The 14,026-nt window shown below is 33.2% G+C and carries 14 protein-coding genes; 8 read left to right on the top strand and 6 right to left on the bottom strand.

The genetic code is table 11. The features are described 5' to 3' along the window. Positions 1 to 45: 45 nt before the first annotated feature. Positions 46 to 1,104 (bottom strand): phosphatidylinositol-specific phospholipase C1-like protein, encoded by a 1,059-nt coding sequence (locus tag ASD98_RS01165; protein WP_056198942.1) that lies wholly within the window; start codon positions 1,102 to 1,104, stop codon positions 46 to 48. 265 nt (positions 1,105 to 1,369) lie between these two features. Here ASD98_RS01165 and ASD98_RS01160 point away from each other — a divergent pair, with 265 nt between their 5' ends. From ASD98_RS01160 to ASD98_RS01140, 5 genes are all read left to right on the top strand, one after another. Continuing rightward, complete coding sequence (locus ASD98_RS01160; protein ID WP_056198939.1) at positions 1,370 to 1,894, top strand: RNA polymerase sigma-70 factor; 525 nt, start codon at positions 1,370 to 1,372, stop codon at positions 1,892 to 1,894. 83 nt (positions 1,895 to 1,977) lie between these two features. Continuing rightward, a complete protein-coding gene (locus tag ASD98_RS01155) occupies positions 1,978 to 2,901 on the top strand; it encodes a FecR family protein (RefSeq protein ID WP_056198935.1) in 924 nt (307 codons plus the stop codon). Positions 2,902 to 2,975: 74 nt separating this feature from the next. Beyond that, positions 2,976 to 6,257, top strand: a complete 3,282-nt coding sequence (locus ASD98_RS01150) for a TonB-dependent receptor (protein ID WP_056198932.1) — start codon at positions 2,976 to 2,978, stop codon at positions 6,255 to 6,257. Between the two features lie 3 nt (positions 6,258 to 6,260). Continuing rightward, entirely contained in the window at positions 6,261 to 8,030 is a 1,770-nt protein-coding gene (locus ASD98_RS01145) for a RagB/SusD family nutrient uptake outer membrane protein (protein ID WP_056198929.1), read from the top strand. A 433-nt stretch (positions 8,031 to 8,463) separates the two neighbouring features. Next, the gene (locus ASD98_RS01140) at positions 8,464 to 8,844 is read left to right on the top strand and encodes an STAS/SEC14 domain-containing protein (protein ID WP_053471925.1); all 381 of its coding nucleotides are present in this window, start codon (positions 8,464 to 8,466) and stop codon (positions 8,842 to 8,844) included. Between the two features lie 134 nt (positions 8,845 to 8,978). On the opposite strand, the gene ASD98_RS01135 is transcribed toward ASD98_RS01140, so the two are convergent. The 3 genes from ASD98_RS01135 to ASD98_RS01125 are packed head-to-tail and all read right to left on the bottom strand — an operon-like array spanning position 8,979 to position 10,145. After that, on the bottom strand, positions 8,979 to 9,200 hold the full coding sequence (locus ASD98_RS01135; protein ID WP_056198926.1) for a hypothetical protein: 222 nt from the start codon (positions 9,198 to 9,200) through the stop codon (positions 8,979 to 8,981). 28 nt (positions 9,201 to 9,228) lie between these two features. Further along, positions 9,229 to 9,630, bottom strand: coding sequence for a hypothetical protein (locus ASD98_RS01130; RefSeq protein ID WP_056198923.1), 402 nt, complete (start codon positions 9,628 to 9,630; stop codon positions 9,229 to 9,231). 26 nt (positions 9,631 to 9,656) lie between these two features. After that, complete coding sequence (locus ASD98_RS01125) at positions 9,657 to 10,145, bottom strand: hypothetical protein (protein WP_056198920.1); 489 nt, start codon at positions 10,143 to 10,145, stop codon at positions 9,657 to 9,659. Positions 10,146 to 10,758: 613 nt separating this feature from the next. On the opposite strand from ASD98_RS01125, the gene ASD98_RS01120 reads away from it, so the two are divergent. The 3 genes from ASD98_RS01120 (at position 10,759) to ASD98_RS01110 (ending at position 12,477) form a co-directional block, all read left to right on the top strand. Further along, positions 10,759 to 11,157, top strand: a complete 399-nt coding sequence (locus ASD98_RS01120; RefSeq protein WP_056198917.1) for a hypothetical protein — start codon at positions 10,759 to 10,761, stop codon at positions 11,155 to 11,157. Between the two features lie 217 nt (positions 11,158 to 11,374). Next, a complete protein-coding gene (locus ASD98_RS01115; RefSeq protein WP_056198914.1) occupies positions 11,375 to 11,851 on the top strand; it encodes a TlpA family protein disulfide reductase in 477 nt (158 codons plus the stop codon). A gap of 11 nt (positions 11,852 to 11,862) precedes the next feature. Beyond that, entirely contained in the window at positions 11,863 to 12,477 is a 615-nt protein-coding gene (locus ASD98_RS01110) for a thioredoxin family protein (protein WP_056198911.1), read from the top strand. A gap of 49 nt (positions 12,478 to 12,526) precedes the next feature. Here the strand turns inward: ASD98_RS01110 and ASD98_RS01105 are convergent, their stop codons facing one another. Beyond that, positions 12,527 to 13,258, bottom strand: coding sequence for an AAA family ATPase (locus ASD98_RS01105; protein ID WP_056198909.1), 732 nt, complete (start codon positions 13,256 to 13,258; stop codon positions 12,527 to 12,529). Positions 13,259 to 13,288: 30 nt separating this feature from the next. Further along, positions 13,289 to 14,020, bottom strand: a complete 732-nt coding sequence (locus ASD98_RS01100; RefSeq protein ID WP_056198906.1) for a YggS family pyridoxal phosphate-dependent enzyme — start codon at positions 14,018 to 14,020, stop codon at positions 13,289 to 13,291. Positions 14,021 to 14,026 lie beyond the last annotated feature (6 nt).

Genomic DNA, 14,026 nt, shown 5'->3' with positions numbered 1-14,026 from the left:
TATTAGCACAAACTAAATAAAAACCTTTGCGTGCTTTGCGGTTAATTATTTACTGCCATTAACCGGATCAACTCTCACATAAGTCCCATCATCATATTTAACTTGATAAGGAGAATTAAAGAAAGTACTTGGCAGATAATAATCGGTAGTGATGATTTGCGCTCCTGAAGTTTTTGCAGCGTTGAAATGCGTGTAATCGTTGGCTCTTGCTTCTTTGGTATCAGCATCGGCTCTGGTTCTTATGATGTAGCCTTTTTTAACTAAATCGGCTATTGTGGCGTCTTCAGGATTGTTTCTGAATACCGTTGCCGCTTCTGGTTTTCCAGGCTCGGCATTAATGAAAACCGCACGCCCTTTTAATGACGGATGGTTTAAAGCGTATAAATCTCTTTTTGCTCCGTTATTATCCAAAATAAACAAAAATTTACCTTTTGCCTTTTTCAGCGTTGGCCAGTTGTTGTTTAAAACCGCTTCTTCCAGCGTTTTGTATTTTCCTCGCACCATATCCGGCGTAATAAGTTTATTTCCTAAACCTTTGCGAAGTTCTTTGTCTAAAGCATCAAAAAGTTCGGGTGTAAATTTCTCGGCTTTTGTTCCCAGGTAGCTATCATCGTCTTTTGGTTCTAAAGTAATAAAAACCGGAACATGATCAGGATTTGCGTCAGACCATTTTTTTAGCTCTGCAAGACAACCCTGAAGCGTATAGCAGGAAGTTCTAAAATCGATATCAATCATATGAAAAACCTTAAAACCCGGTTTTTTCATTTCTCCATTTGGATCGTAAGTTTCTTGTGACTTTACAATATCAAGACCTTTTGGATGTACAAATTTTCCGCCTTGAACATCGCCCTGAACATCAATTTCCAATTGGCGTAAACCTTTATTCAATTGATCTGTAATACTGATATGTGTGTATTGTAAACCTTTTAAAGATCGTGTAGTATCTTTTGCCTGAATGAAATTGAATAAGTCAGGCTCAATGTTGTGGCGGTAACTGTTGTGTGAACCAATAACTTGTATCTGGTTGATTTTTAAAGTATCATTTTGCGCTTGGCTCAATTGTACTGTCCCGGCAAAAAGCAATGCAAACAAAATTTGTTTCATGATTTTTAGATGAAATTAGGATTAAAAAGTATGGAGACGCAGCAAAAGAGAATTGCATTTTAGAGAATACTAAAGTAGCGCCGCAATTTAATTTTTGTGTTAGCTAAACGAAAAGAAATCGCAAACCGATTATCATTTTTGCCTGAAAATAGTAGTATTAATAAAACAAAAACATTTCAAATTTAATTTAAAGATAACTTTCAGGCAAAAACTATTGGTATAACATTTCCTTATTTTACATCATCTAATGTTACCATAATTACCAATGAAGAATCCTGAAATTTTTGAAAAAACGTATACTGATTACTGGCAGAAACTCAATGCCTTCTCCTATACGATGACTCAGGATAAAGACTTGGCGCAAAATATTGTTCAGGATGTTTTTATTGATTTATGGGAACGAAAAGACGATTTGAATATCAATGCAATCGAACCTTATTTATTCAGGGCGGTAAAAAATCAGATTTTCAAACATTATCAAAATAATCGTTTCGACAAGACGATTATGGAAGATAAATTTGAAGATTACATTATCGACAACTTTTCGTCAATCGATCCCGAATTGATGGATTTACTTTATTCTTTATTAGACAAACTTCCGGAGAAAAGAAAAGAAGTTTTATTGATGTATAAATTTCAGGACATGTCAATTGACCAGATTGCAGACGAACTTGGAATTTCAAAACAAACGGTGAAGAACCAAATTTCATCGGCATTAAAACAATTGCGCGAAGGCTTGAAAGACTTGGCCTGGCTGGCTCCAATCATCTTTTTTAAACAAAATTTTTAAGATAACTTTCTGTTAATGGTTTCATAATATTTCCGGATAGTACGATTTTAAATTTTCGGTACTTATAGGTAACAATAAGTATTATGATAAAAAGAATCAAGCATAGTTTAGAATATCTTATAGATAAAAGTTCTCGAAATAAAACTTCAGAGGCAGAAGAAAATCTGCTAAATAATTTTGCTTTAAGCGAATATCAAAATGCAAAATGGGATGAAGTTTCGATGGGAAATTCTGATGCCGTTTCTAGAAATATATATGAAGAAATTCAACTTCGAATTGTAAATAAAAAAACATTCAATCCGTACCTAAAATATATGGCAGCTGCCAGTATTCTTTTTCTTGCTGGTTTAGGTTTTTTCTTTAAACCTGATTTTGCAAAAGAAAAGCAATTATCATTTAAAACGTCATCGAATCCCAAATCTATCAAATTAAGTGACGGCTCGAAAATTTATCTGGCAGCAAACTCATCATTTCAATATCCTGAAAAATTCGAAGGCGGCGAAAGAAAGGTCACTTTATTAAAAGGAAATGCTTTTTTTGAAATTGGCAAAGACAAAAAACATCCTTTTATAATTACTTCGGGTGAAGTTCAGACTAAGGTTGTTGGAACTTCATTCCATATTCAAATGTCAAAATCAAAATGTGAGGTAATTGTTGTGACCGGAAAAGTAAATGTTACTTCAAAAGGGCAGAGCGTTGATTTAGTTCCAAATGAAGAAGCACTGTTTGAATCGGAAAAACTAACAAAACAACTGGCCGATAAATCGTTTTTGGTCAATTGGTACAATACCGATGTGACGCTGAACCAGACTACGCTTAAACACGTTATCACCATTTTACAATACAAATACGGAGTTTCATTTCAATATAATAATGAACAAGTATTAGCAACACCGTTAACGGTATTCATTAAGAAAGACGCAGCATTAGAGAATGTTTTAGAACAAATAAATTATATCACAAACCTAAAATTCAAAGTTTATGACGAGATAGTAAAAGTGGATTAAAAACAAAAAAAGCAGCTGCTGAGAACAACTGCTATTAATAATTAAGTATCGTAAAAAAACCAATAACTTAAATCATGTATTTTAAACCTTCTTATTTAAATCTAAAGAGTTTTATCTTTTTAGTACTAGCGTTACTAACCATACAGAGTGGTTTTAGTAAAACTAACTTAAAAAAATCAAAAGTAGAAAATAAAATAGAAAAAGCTACACTTGTTTCTATTTTTTCAAAATTAAGCCAGCAGACTGATTATAAGTTCAGTTACGGACAAGCTGTAATTACTGATAATACATCATATACCGTAAATTATACTGGAGAATCGGTTACTTCAATTTTAAATGACCTTTCAAAAAAAGCTAATTTCAATTATAATATTAACGGAAAATTAGTTTTAATTCAGAAAACAGCTGCTGTTAAAGTTTCTAAATCAGCAGCTGCTGATAAAATCAAAGTAAAAGGAAAAATTGTTGACGAGAACGGAGTGCCAATGCCTGGTGTAACGATTTTAGAGGCTACAACTAAAAATGCAGCAGTTAGTAATTTTGACGGAGAATTTGAACTTTCTGTTGAAGAAGGAAAAACACTGGAAGTTGCTTATTTAGGATATAAAACTAAAACAGTTACCGCTCAGAAAGGTTTTATGACAATACAGTTAGAACCAAACACATCAGAATTAAACGAAGTTTTGATTGTAGGTTATGGTAAACAATCTAAAAAGGATGTTACCGGAGCTGTTACACAATTAGAAGCTGCTAATTTTAAGCAAGGTGTAAACGTTTCTGTAGATAATTTAATTCAGGGAAAAGTTGCTGGTGTACGTGTTGTAAATACAAGTGGTGAGCCTGGAGCAGGAGTAAATGTTACAATTCGTGGAGTTGGATCTATTAGAAGTGGTAGTACACCTTTATTTGTTGTTGACGGAATGCCGTTGACTAATGATGACGTAAGCCCTTCTGGAAGTAATGTTGGTTTTGGAAATTCATCTGCAAAAAATCCATTGAACTTTTTGAATACAAGTGATATCGAATCGATTACAGTTTTAAAGGATGCTTCTGCAGCTGCTATTTACGGAGCAAGAGGATCTAACGGAGTTGTTTTGGTTACGACTAAAAAAGGTTCAAAAGGAGAAGGAACATTGACTGTTGATTCTTATATGGGAGTTTCTACTGTTGCTAACAAATTAGACGTTTTAAGCGCAAGTCAATATAGAGGTGCTATAAAAGATAAAGCATTTGATCATGGTGGAAACACAGACTGGCAAGATGTAATTTACAGAAGTGCAGTTACTACAAACAATGCATTGTCTTTTGCAAAACAAACAGAAACAGGAAATTATTATGCGTCTGTTGCGCAAATGGATCAGGAAGGAGTTATTCGTAACAGTAATTTCAAACGTCTTTCAGGTAGAATCAATGCTGCGGAATCATTTTTAGATAACAAACGTTTAAAAGTAAAAATGAATCTTACTGCAAGTGAAACTAAAGATGATGGTGTTCCTACAAGTGATGATGGTGGTTCTAACGGACAGTTAATCGTTCATACTTTAATGGCAAACCCAACAAGATCAGTTTTTGATGAAAACGGAAACTACACAAACTTTAACATGAACGCACATTATAATCCTGCTTATTTATTGAGTATTTATGAGGATCAAACGCGTACGTTGAGAGTTTTAGGAAATTTTGAAGCGTCTTTAAGAATTATTGACGGATTAGAATATAAATTAAATGTTGGTATAGATCGTTCTACAGCAGAAAGAAACACTACGATTTATCCAAACGTGACAGATTTGAATCCAAAAGGAAAATATGTTCAAAATAATTTAGATTCTAAAAACTCTTTAATAGAGCATTATTTGACTTATAATCTTTCATTAGACAAACATAAAATTGAAGCTTTAGGTGGTTTCTCATATCAAAAATTTGAAAAATCAGGAACAAGTTTTAGTATTGACGGAATTGCTGCTCAGGGAGTTGGTATAAAACCATCAATTAACCCTGGATTTGCTGGAATTCAATCAGGAACTACAGGTTATGCTCAGGAAAATGAATTACAATCGTATTTTGGCAGATTAAATTATTCTTTTAACGAAAAATACCTTTTAACGGCTTCGATGAGAGCTGACGGTTCTACTCGTTTTGGTGATAACAATAAATATGGTTACTTCCCGTCATTTGCTTTAGGATGGAATATTTCTAAAGAAAGTTTCTTAGAAGATGCAACTGCCATAAATAATTTAAAACTTAGAGCGAGCTGGGGACAAACAGGAAACCAGGAAGTTCAAAACAAACTTACTAAAGCAAGTTATTCATTATCTGGTCCAGACGGATATTACTTATATGATGATTTGAATTTGGTAAATGGAGTTTCTGTAACAAGAACAGCAAATCCTGATTTGAAGTGGGAAGTTGTTACACAATACAATGTAGGTTTAGATTTCAGTTTATGGAATGATAAATTGTACGGAACTCTTGATTATTTCAACAAAACAACTACAGACGCGATCTTAAACGTTCCTTCAAGCCCTTTGAAACCAACAACAACTGTGTGGACAAATATTGACGGAAAAATCGTTAACAAAGGTTTTGAAATTATGTTAGGTTCAAAAATCGTTGATACTAAAGATTTCAGCTGGAATGTTGATGTGAACGGAGCAACATTAAACAATAAAATTGAGGACTTACCAGTTTCAGAAATCTTAACAGGAACTATTTCAGGACCTGGGCAATCTGGAGTAAATGCAAACATTTACAAAAGTGGTTATGCAGCAGGTTCATTTTATTTGTTAGAGCATACAGGATTTGATGATAAAGGTGGAAATATATTTAAAGATCAAAACGGAGACGGTAAAATTGATAACAGCGACAGAATTATTATCGAAGGTGCTCTGCCAACTTTTTATTACGGATTTAATAGTGATATGAGGTACAAAAACTTTAGTTTTTCATTCTCAATCATTGGTCAAACTGGAGGTTATTTATTGAATAATACAGGATTGAATGCATTAAACATCAATAACCTGGCTTCTGACAGAAACGTTGCGACAGGTTATTACGAGTCTGGTGCAAACCCTACAAACTCACCAATTTTATCTACACTTTTCTTAGAAAAGTCTGATTTTATTAGATTGAATGCAGCTCGTATTGGTTACAATTTTGATTTAAAAGGTCTAAACTGGATCAACGGATTAACACTTTATGTAACAGGAAATAACCTGATCACAATTACAAACTATACAGGATATGACCCGTTAATCAACAGTCCAAAATCAAACGGAGGAAATCAATCTATAGGTATTGATTACGCTGCTTACCCAACTTCGAGAACGTTCAGTTTTGGAGCAACTTTAAAACTATAAATCATGAAAACAAAGACATTTTTTAGCATAAAAATTATAACGATATTTTCTTTTATTTTTCTATTAAACAGCTGTACAGACCTTGATGAAGCTGTATTAGATGAAAAATTAGGAACTGATGCTACAGATCCAGCAGGTTCGCTTGCTGCAGCTTATGACAGACTTGGAGATGGAACTTTTACAGATCATGGAGCTGTTTTTGCAATGCAGGAATATACTACTGATGAAGCTATTTTACCAACTCGCGGAAGTGACTGGGGAGATGGTGGAAAATGGAGAGACATGCATGAATTTACATGGAGTTCAAGTAATGCTATTATAGTGGGTAACTGGGATTTATTGACAAATGGAATTACACGTTCTCTAACTGCAATTAAATCATCTGAAGAAAACACTTTTCCTGAAAAGAAATTATTTTTAGCAGAAGCAAAAGCGCTTTTAGCGTATTATACATATACTACATTAGATCTTTACGGACAAGCTCCATTTAGAGATCCGTTGAATGTAGATGCACCGATACAGATCTTAAAAGCAGATACTCAAATTGACCAATTAATCAAAGATGTTGAAGCGATACTACCTGATTTGGCTGATATTGGAACTCAAAGAACCTACCACGGAAGATTTACAAAACAAGCTGGTTATGCTTTTTTAGCGACAATGTATTTAAATCGTGCGACATTCAAAGATCGTTACAATGCTTCATCAAACTTCAATTTTAATGAGCCGGCAGTATCAGGTACAGGAACAGATATGGACCGTGTTATCTATTATACTTCCTTATTGATTGATTCAGGAAAATTTAGTTTAGAAAGTGACTTTTTCAAAAACTTTGCAAGAGATAACGATAATGGTAAAGAGCTTATTTTTGCAATTTCTCAAAAGATAGATTATATCCGTAACGGATCTAACAGTTTTGCTTATGTATGTATGGAGCGTAACCAGAGAACATCTGCTTTAAACAGAGGTACAAATGCAGCATGTACAACTCCTGAATTTTACGCAAGCTGGGACGGAAACCATGATGATCCAAGATTTGAGCAGCATTACCAATATGCTGATGGGACATGGTTTATGAATGATGGTACAGATGTAAGTGTTCCGGCAACAGATATTGTTCCTAAAAGTAGTCCTGCTACTCCGTGGTTCCATTTTAACAGAGGTATTCAGGCCGGACCTCAATATGGTCCTGTATTATTGACTTCTGCAGCTTTTCAAATGGTAGGTAACCGTATTAAAGTTTCTCCATTAGTTATGGAAAAAAGTACTACTACGAGGATGGATTTTACACCATCATTAACATTTGCAGATCCTACTAAATCTGTTTTTGCCCAAAATGAAATCAATCAGGGTGCTCGTGTATTTAAATATGAGTTTGATCCAGAAGGAGGAAACGGTAATAGTAATGTTGATATTCCTTTATTCCGTTTAGGTGGAATTTACGCTATGAGAGCTGAGGCACTTTTTAGAAAAGGAAGTGTAGGACCAGCAATGGATGATTTAAACAAATTACGTACAAGCAGAAAAAGAGAATCGTTATTTGCAAATGCTCCAGGAAAAGCACTTACCTCATTAGATGCAGCACAATTATATAAAGAATTAGGTTTCGAATTATACTGGGAATTACAAAGAAGACCACAAAGCATTCGTTTTGGAAAATTTGATTTAGCCGGAACTGCAAAAGCAGCTTCGCAGCCATTCAGAAGGTATTTTCCAATTCCACAAACAGTTATCGACCAAAAACTCTTTACACAAAATCAAGGATACAATTAAAAGTTTGTGTTAGTTTATTTTTTATTTTTTTTGAAAAAAGCCTGTCTTCGAAAGAAGCAGGTTTTTTCTTTTTAAGGGACAAAGGTTCAGAGGTGCAAAGTGACAAAGGTTTTTTATTGCAACCGGTTAAATTAAATCGACAAAGATTTTCCGTAGAGACGCACAGCAGTGCGTCTAACATCGCGTGAGACAACACATATTTTATTGGAATGGAATATTGGACGTTAGACGCACTGCTGTGCGTCTCTACAGAAAAAACCTTTGTCACTTTGCATCTCTGAACCTCAAAAAAAAACCTTAAAAAAATATAATAAACAATTAAGAAAAATGTAAGATTTAACCACTTGGAAATGAGTAAATTTGAGTAGCTTTTGATATTATATATCAAAATAATGAAACAACTATTTAAATAACTCAAAAAGGGTAAAAAATTATGATACATCAAATTGACACTACCGATAACATTGTTGCTTTTAGAGCACTCGCAGAAGTAACAAAAGAAGATTTTTTAACAGCTGTAGTTCCTGCAGTTGAACATTTGGTAAAGCAAACTAACGAAATCAATTTTTTATTGGTATTAGATACTGATATTAAAAACTTTACAGCAGGTGCGTGGCTTCAGGATGCACTTTTGGGATTAAAACATTTAGGAAAATGGAATAGGGCAGCCATCGTAACAGATTCTGAAGACATTATTTCTTTCACAAACGGATTCAGTTATGTAGTTCCCGGAGAATTCCACGGATTTAAAAAAGAAGCTTTCAACAAAGCTTTGAACTGGGTTGAGGGAAATATAAATTTGCCGGCTAATTAGATAATTAGAAAATGTGACAATTAGATAATTTAATATTCAGCAAATAAGATAGCAAAAATGACATTTATAGAAAATGCCCGTTAGGTATAAAACCTTAACGGGCATTTTCGCAATTAGCAAACGTTTTTCTTTTATTACTTTGCTACTTTTTTATAAACCGCAGCAGACAATAATGGCAGTGCAAGACTTCCAACAATTGCGGCAGCTTTATTATGTCCTGTTTTCTTTAAAACGGCTCCAATTAAAATTGAGCCAATTCCGGCAGCAGCCAGTTGTTTTACAGAAAGATTAGCAGTATTATTTTCGATAGGTTTTATTCCGTGCAATAATGGGTCAATGAATTGTAAATTTTCCATGATTTTTATTTATTTAATTAAACGTTTTTTATTTGTTGATATTCTTTTCGTTATCAGTTTCAGTCTCAATTTTTTCAATTTCCACTTTTTCTTTTTTTATGGCTTGTCGAAGAAGGGCAAAAAGGCTCATATAAATGTTGGCAATAAATACCAGCGAAAATCCGGCCAGAATATAACCGCGCCAGTCGTTTAACAAAAGTTTATAATCTGTAAAAATTAAAAACCCAATTGTGACGTAATGACTAAAGCAATATTCGCATGTAAAAAGATAAAAGAACTTACGTGTCAATATAAATCTGTCATTTTTAGAATGTCTGACACACCATTCGTGAGGTTCTCTAAAAATCTCTTCATGCGTTACAGTCCAACTGATGCATGCTATTGGGACAGCCAGTACAAAAAGCCAGATAATTTGAGTTGCTATAGTCATAAATTGAGAATGCTTTAACTAATTTCTTATTCTCTCGGATGATTTTCAGGATAATGTTCAGCGTCAAAATCGTCCAATTCTTCGTCATCATCAAGATCGCCGTCTTTTTCCAAATCATCTTCATAATCTAATTCCGGGTCATACTCATCATCAAAATCATTTTCTTCGTCGTCATTTGTAATCGCATCATCTTCATTTATGATTCTTTCCTGATTCGGGATATTTTCAGATCTCACATTTGAGTTTTTTTCGAAATCCTGTTCAGGGTGTTTCAAATCTTCAATAAATTCTTCCTGATATTGATAAGGATCTTCATCTCTTGCATAATTATCATTATCAATCAGTGTATTTTGCTCTATAACATCAGGATCGCTTTCGCCAAATTCCCAATTATTTTCTTTTTTTAAATCCTGTTTGTATTGATCTTCATTAGAATATGTTCCATCTAAAAGTGTATTTTGATCTATAAAATCCGGATCAGTATGACCATAGTCATAGTTGTTTTGCTTTTCCATGGCTTTACGTTTTAAAAGTTGTGTTTTACAAAATTACCTTAGAAACCAGACGAATTCCTTACAGGAAAATAAATTATAGTTGCATAATTAACAGTTGGTTATAAAATACAAGCATTAATTGAAAGAAACTGGTTTAGAAATACTTCAATGGAGAATAAGCTTTTCACCCAAAACTGATATTCAAAAGACTTTTATGAGATATCCTAAATATTTGATGTTTAGTAATTTTATAGAAATTTCAATTCATTGAAAAATCTTGTTCCATAGGAACATCTCATCGGTAGCAAAAGAATAGATGAATGAAAATAACGTTCCGTAGGAACGTTTGATTATTGTATTACAATTTTGAAACAAATCAATTATGTATTATCAAACGAACCTATAGACGTAACGAAAATGCGCATATTTTTTTACTAATGAATGTTCCTAGGGAACATTTTATGCGTTAAAGATTGGTTATGATACGTAGATTGTAAGAAAATTTTTTTGCAATTTTTTTATTTCATTAAATTTGACCTAATTATAACACACTAATTTTTTTTGCAGGAAATGCAATGCTATAGACAATCCTAAATTTACTTAGGATTACTACATAATTAAAGAATAAAAGAATATGAAAAAGCTATTTTTAATTTTGCTGTTTTTATTGCAAATACCTGGAGTCTTTGCACAGAATCAAGTTGAAGATCCTTCATCAAAAAAAATTATCGGAACTTGGTATAATGACTCGAACCGAAATGCAAAATGGATATTTGGTTCAGATGGAAAACTCTATAATTACGATAAAGATGTTTTCAAAGTTATGTTTCGCTATACTATTTCACATAGCTGTCAAAATAATTCAGATGATAATACTGAATTTTTAACCTTAATGGATAAAGACGGAAACGAATTTTGTTTTAAAATAATTGCCATAAATGAGAATAAAAATGGGATTTTATCCTTAATTAAGATGGATACAATGCAGCCCCTTCGTTTTGTCAATAATGTAAATATTAAAAGCGGAATGTAATTCGAAACGTTCCTACGGATCGATATAAAAAAATATCTATTTTTTCTACCAATAAAATGTTCCATAGGAACATTTTTTTTGCTTCTAAGAAATAAAACTTTGCGTCTTTGTGCCTTTGTGGCAAAATTTTTCCAGCATTAAATTTTCATTAACAAAAAGTAAGATTTCATTAGTTTATATTTGTAAGGCACAAATTAATCCTAAAGTATTGTACCTCATGAAGATCAAGTCTTTTTTGTATATATTTCTGTTTGGTGTTTTCTCGTTTTCAGCTTATAGCCAGAACGTGAAGCTGTTAAACATCAATCAGCTTAACGAAAGAATTAAAAACGGAAAAGACAGCACTTATGTAGTGAATTTTTGGGCGACGTGGTGCGCACCTTGTATTAAAGAACTGCCACATTTTGAAAAACTCAGCGCAGATCACAAATCAGAAAAATTGGCCGTTTTATTGGTTAGCCTTGATTTTAAATCGAAACTAAGTTCGAGCGTAGTTCCGTTTGTGAAAAGAAAAAACCTGAAAAACGAAGTATTTCTATTAAACGAAAGCAGTCCGCAGGAATTTATAGACCGGATAGATCCAAGCTGGTCAGGAAGTATTCCCGCAACACTTTTTATCAAAGACGATAAGCGAAAATTTGTCGAAAGTGAATTTACCTATGAACAATTATTAACTGAATATAAAAAACTGTAAACCCGTAAACCATGAAAAAAATAATTCTATTATTCACATTGGCTCTTTCTGCCTTTCTTGCTCAGGCACAAACTGGAACAACTCTTAAAGCTGGAGATACCGCACCGGATTTTAAGCTGAAAAATGTAGACAATAAAGAAGTTTCTTTTGGAAGTTTTCCAAATGCAAAAGGATATATCGTCGTTTTTACTTGTAATACATGTCCTTACGCTGTAGGTTATGAGCAAAGAATTATCGATTTAGATAAAAAATTCAAGCCACAGGGATATCCGGTAATTGCGATTAATCCAAACGATCCGGAAGCTTCTACAGCAGATACTTTCAACAAAATGCAGGATTTGGCAAAAGAAAAAAAATATCCTTTTCCATATTTATTTGATGCAGGACAAAAAATTACAGACGAGTACGGAGCAAAACGTACGCCTCACATTTTTATCGTTTCTAAAACTGCAAAAGGAAACGTAGTAGAATATGTTGGTGCAATTGATAATGATCCGGAAGGAACAAAAGCAGAGAAAGTAAAATATGCCGAAGATGTAATTGCATCTTTAAAAAGCGGTCAAAAACCAGCTGTAACACAGACTAAAGAAATTGGCTGTACAGTAAAAAGAAAAGCAAAAGCTTAATTACCAGAATTTAATTTGTTTAAAACGCCTCAGAATATGAGGCGTTTTTTTATGCAATAATTTCGTTTATTTTGTGTTCTTTAAGTTCCAGTTCCGCAATAATTTGTCTTTTCATTATGGTTTGAATATAATCTTTTGCTTCAGCGTACGAAATGTTGTATTTACGTGGAATGTCCTGTAAATGAACTGGAAAATCAGTTAGTAATTTATCGTAATAAATATCGAGCTCTTTCTCGTTTGGCATTTCAAACTTTAGCTTAATTTGAAATCTTCGAAGCAAAGCCGTATCAATACTGTTGTAAAAATTCGTAGCACAAATCAATAAACTATCCGTTGGTAAATAATCAATCAGCTGAATAATCGTGTTTACTAAACGTCTCATTTCGGCAACATCTTTGTCGTCACTTTCACGGCTTTTTCCAATTTGGTCAAATTCATCCAGGAACAAAACCGCTTTTTCGCGAATCGCTTTGTCAAAAATAGCTTTTACATTTTTAGACGTTTCGCCAATTTTAGCATTAATTAAAGTGCTCAGGTTTATAATGACAATGCTTTTATTTAATGCCGTTGCAATAGCTTTTGCAGTTGTCGTTTTTCCGCAGCCGGAATGTCCGTGAAGCAGGATTTTGTTATCAACTTTAAGATTATACTTTTTTAATTCCTCGATGTATTTATGCTCTTTTATTGTTTGAGACAAAGCAGATTTATTCTCTTCGCTGAAAAGCAGATCGTCCAGCGCAATTTTTTCAGTATCGTTTACAACAAGTTCGTACAGATTCATTTGAGATTTTATTTGGTGCAAAATTAGACTTTATTCTGCAATATTTTCATTCCAGATTTCTTTCTCTAAAAAACGATTTCCAAAAATAGAAGTTCCAATTCGCACCATGTTGGAACCTTCGGCAATGGCCAGTTCTAAATCCTGTGACATTCCCATCGAAAGTTTTAAATGGGTTATTCCTTCAATTTTTGCATTGTAAACTTCATCACTTATTTCTCTAAGCAAACGAAGCGACGGACGCATTTTTTCTTTCTCTACATCCAATAATCCAATCGTCATTAATCCTTTGATTTTTAAAGTATGATATTTCCCGATTTCTTTAATAAAAGGAATAACATCTGAAGGAGCCAATCCAAATTTACTTTCTTCAAAAGAAGTGTTGACCTGAATAAAAACATCAAGATTTCGGTTTTCTTTTTGAAGCTGTTTGTGTAATTCTTCTGCAAGACTTAATCGATCAAGAGATTGAATACAGCTTACATATTTTAAAACATCTTTTACTTTATTGGTTTGCAGATGACCAATAAAATGACGTTCGATTTTTAAATCTTTTAATTCTGAATCCTTATCTCGAAATTCCTGCATTTTATTTTCACCAATCAAATTTTCTCCAGCTTCGATTGCAATTCGTATTCTCTCGGCAGGAACAGTTTTAGTTGCCAATAATAATTGCACATCTGAAACATCTCTGTCAGAAAGTTTACAGGCATTTTTGATACGATCGTGAACCTGTTTCAAATTAAAAATAATATCCTCTTTCATAATACA

It is taken from the genome of Flavobacterium sp. Root186 (assembly GCF_001428525.1).
Lineage (GTDB): Bacteria > Bacteroidota > Bacteroidia > Flavobacteriales > Flavobacteriaceae > Flavobacterium.
This window is presented reverse-complemented; position numbering and strand designations above follow the sequence as displayed.

Coding starts and splice junctions, on each gene's coding strand:
- ASD98_RS01130 (WP_056198923.1), bottom strand. CDS start 9,630: ATGACTATAGCAACTCAAATTATCTGGCTTTTTGTACTGGCTGTCCCA.
- ASD98_RS01155 (WP_056198935.1), top strand. CDS start 1,978: ATGATAAAAAGAATCAAGCATAGTTTAGAATATCTTATAGATAAAAGT.
- ASD98_RS01120 (WP_056198917.1), top strand. CDS start 10,759: ATGAAAAAGCTATTTTTAATTTTGCTGTTTTTATTGCAAATACCTGGA.
- ASD98_RS01165 (WP_056198942.1), bottom strand. CDS start 1,104: ATGAAACAAATTTTGTTTGCATTGCTTTTTGCCGGGACAGTACAATTG.
- ASD98_RS01140 (WP_053471925.1), top strand. CDS start 8,464: ATGATACATCAAATTGACACTACCGATAACATTGTTGCTTTTAGAGCA.
- ASD98_RS01100 (WP_056198906.1), bottom strand. CDS start 14,020: ATGAAAGAGGATATTATTTTTAATTTGAAACAGGTTCACGATCGTATC.
- ASD98_RS01135 (WP_056198926.1), bottom strand. CDS start 9,200: ATGGAAAATTTACAATTCATTGACCCATTATTGCACGGAATAAAACCT.
- ASD98_RS01150 (WP_056198932.1), top strand. CDS start 2,976: ATGTATTTTAAACCTTCTTATTTAAATCTAAAGAGTTTTATCTTTTTA.
- ASD98_RS01160 (WP_056198939.1), top strand. CDS start 1,370: ATGAAGAATCCTGAAATTTTTGAAAAAACGTATACTGATTACTGGCAG.
- ASD98_RS01105 (WP_056198909.1), bottom strand. CDS start 13,258: ATGAATCTGTACGAACTTGTTGTAAACGATACTGAAAAAATTGCGCTG.
- ASD98_RS01125 (WP_056198920.1), bottom strand. CDS start 10,145: ATGGAAAAGCAAAACAACTATGACTATGGTCATACTGATCCGGATTTT.
- ASD98_RS01110 (WP_056198911.1), top strand. CDS start 11,863: ATGAAAAAAATAATTCTATTATTCACATTGGCTCTTTCTGCCTTTCTT.
- ASD98_RS01145 (WP_056198929.1), top strand. CDS start 6,261: ATGAAAACAAAGACATTTTTTAGCATAAAAATTATAACGATATTTTCT.
- ASD98_RS01115 (WP_056198914.1), top strand. CDS start 11,375: ATGAAGATCAAGTCTTTTTTGTATATATTTCTGTTTGGTGTTTTCTCG.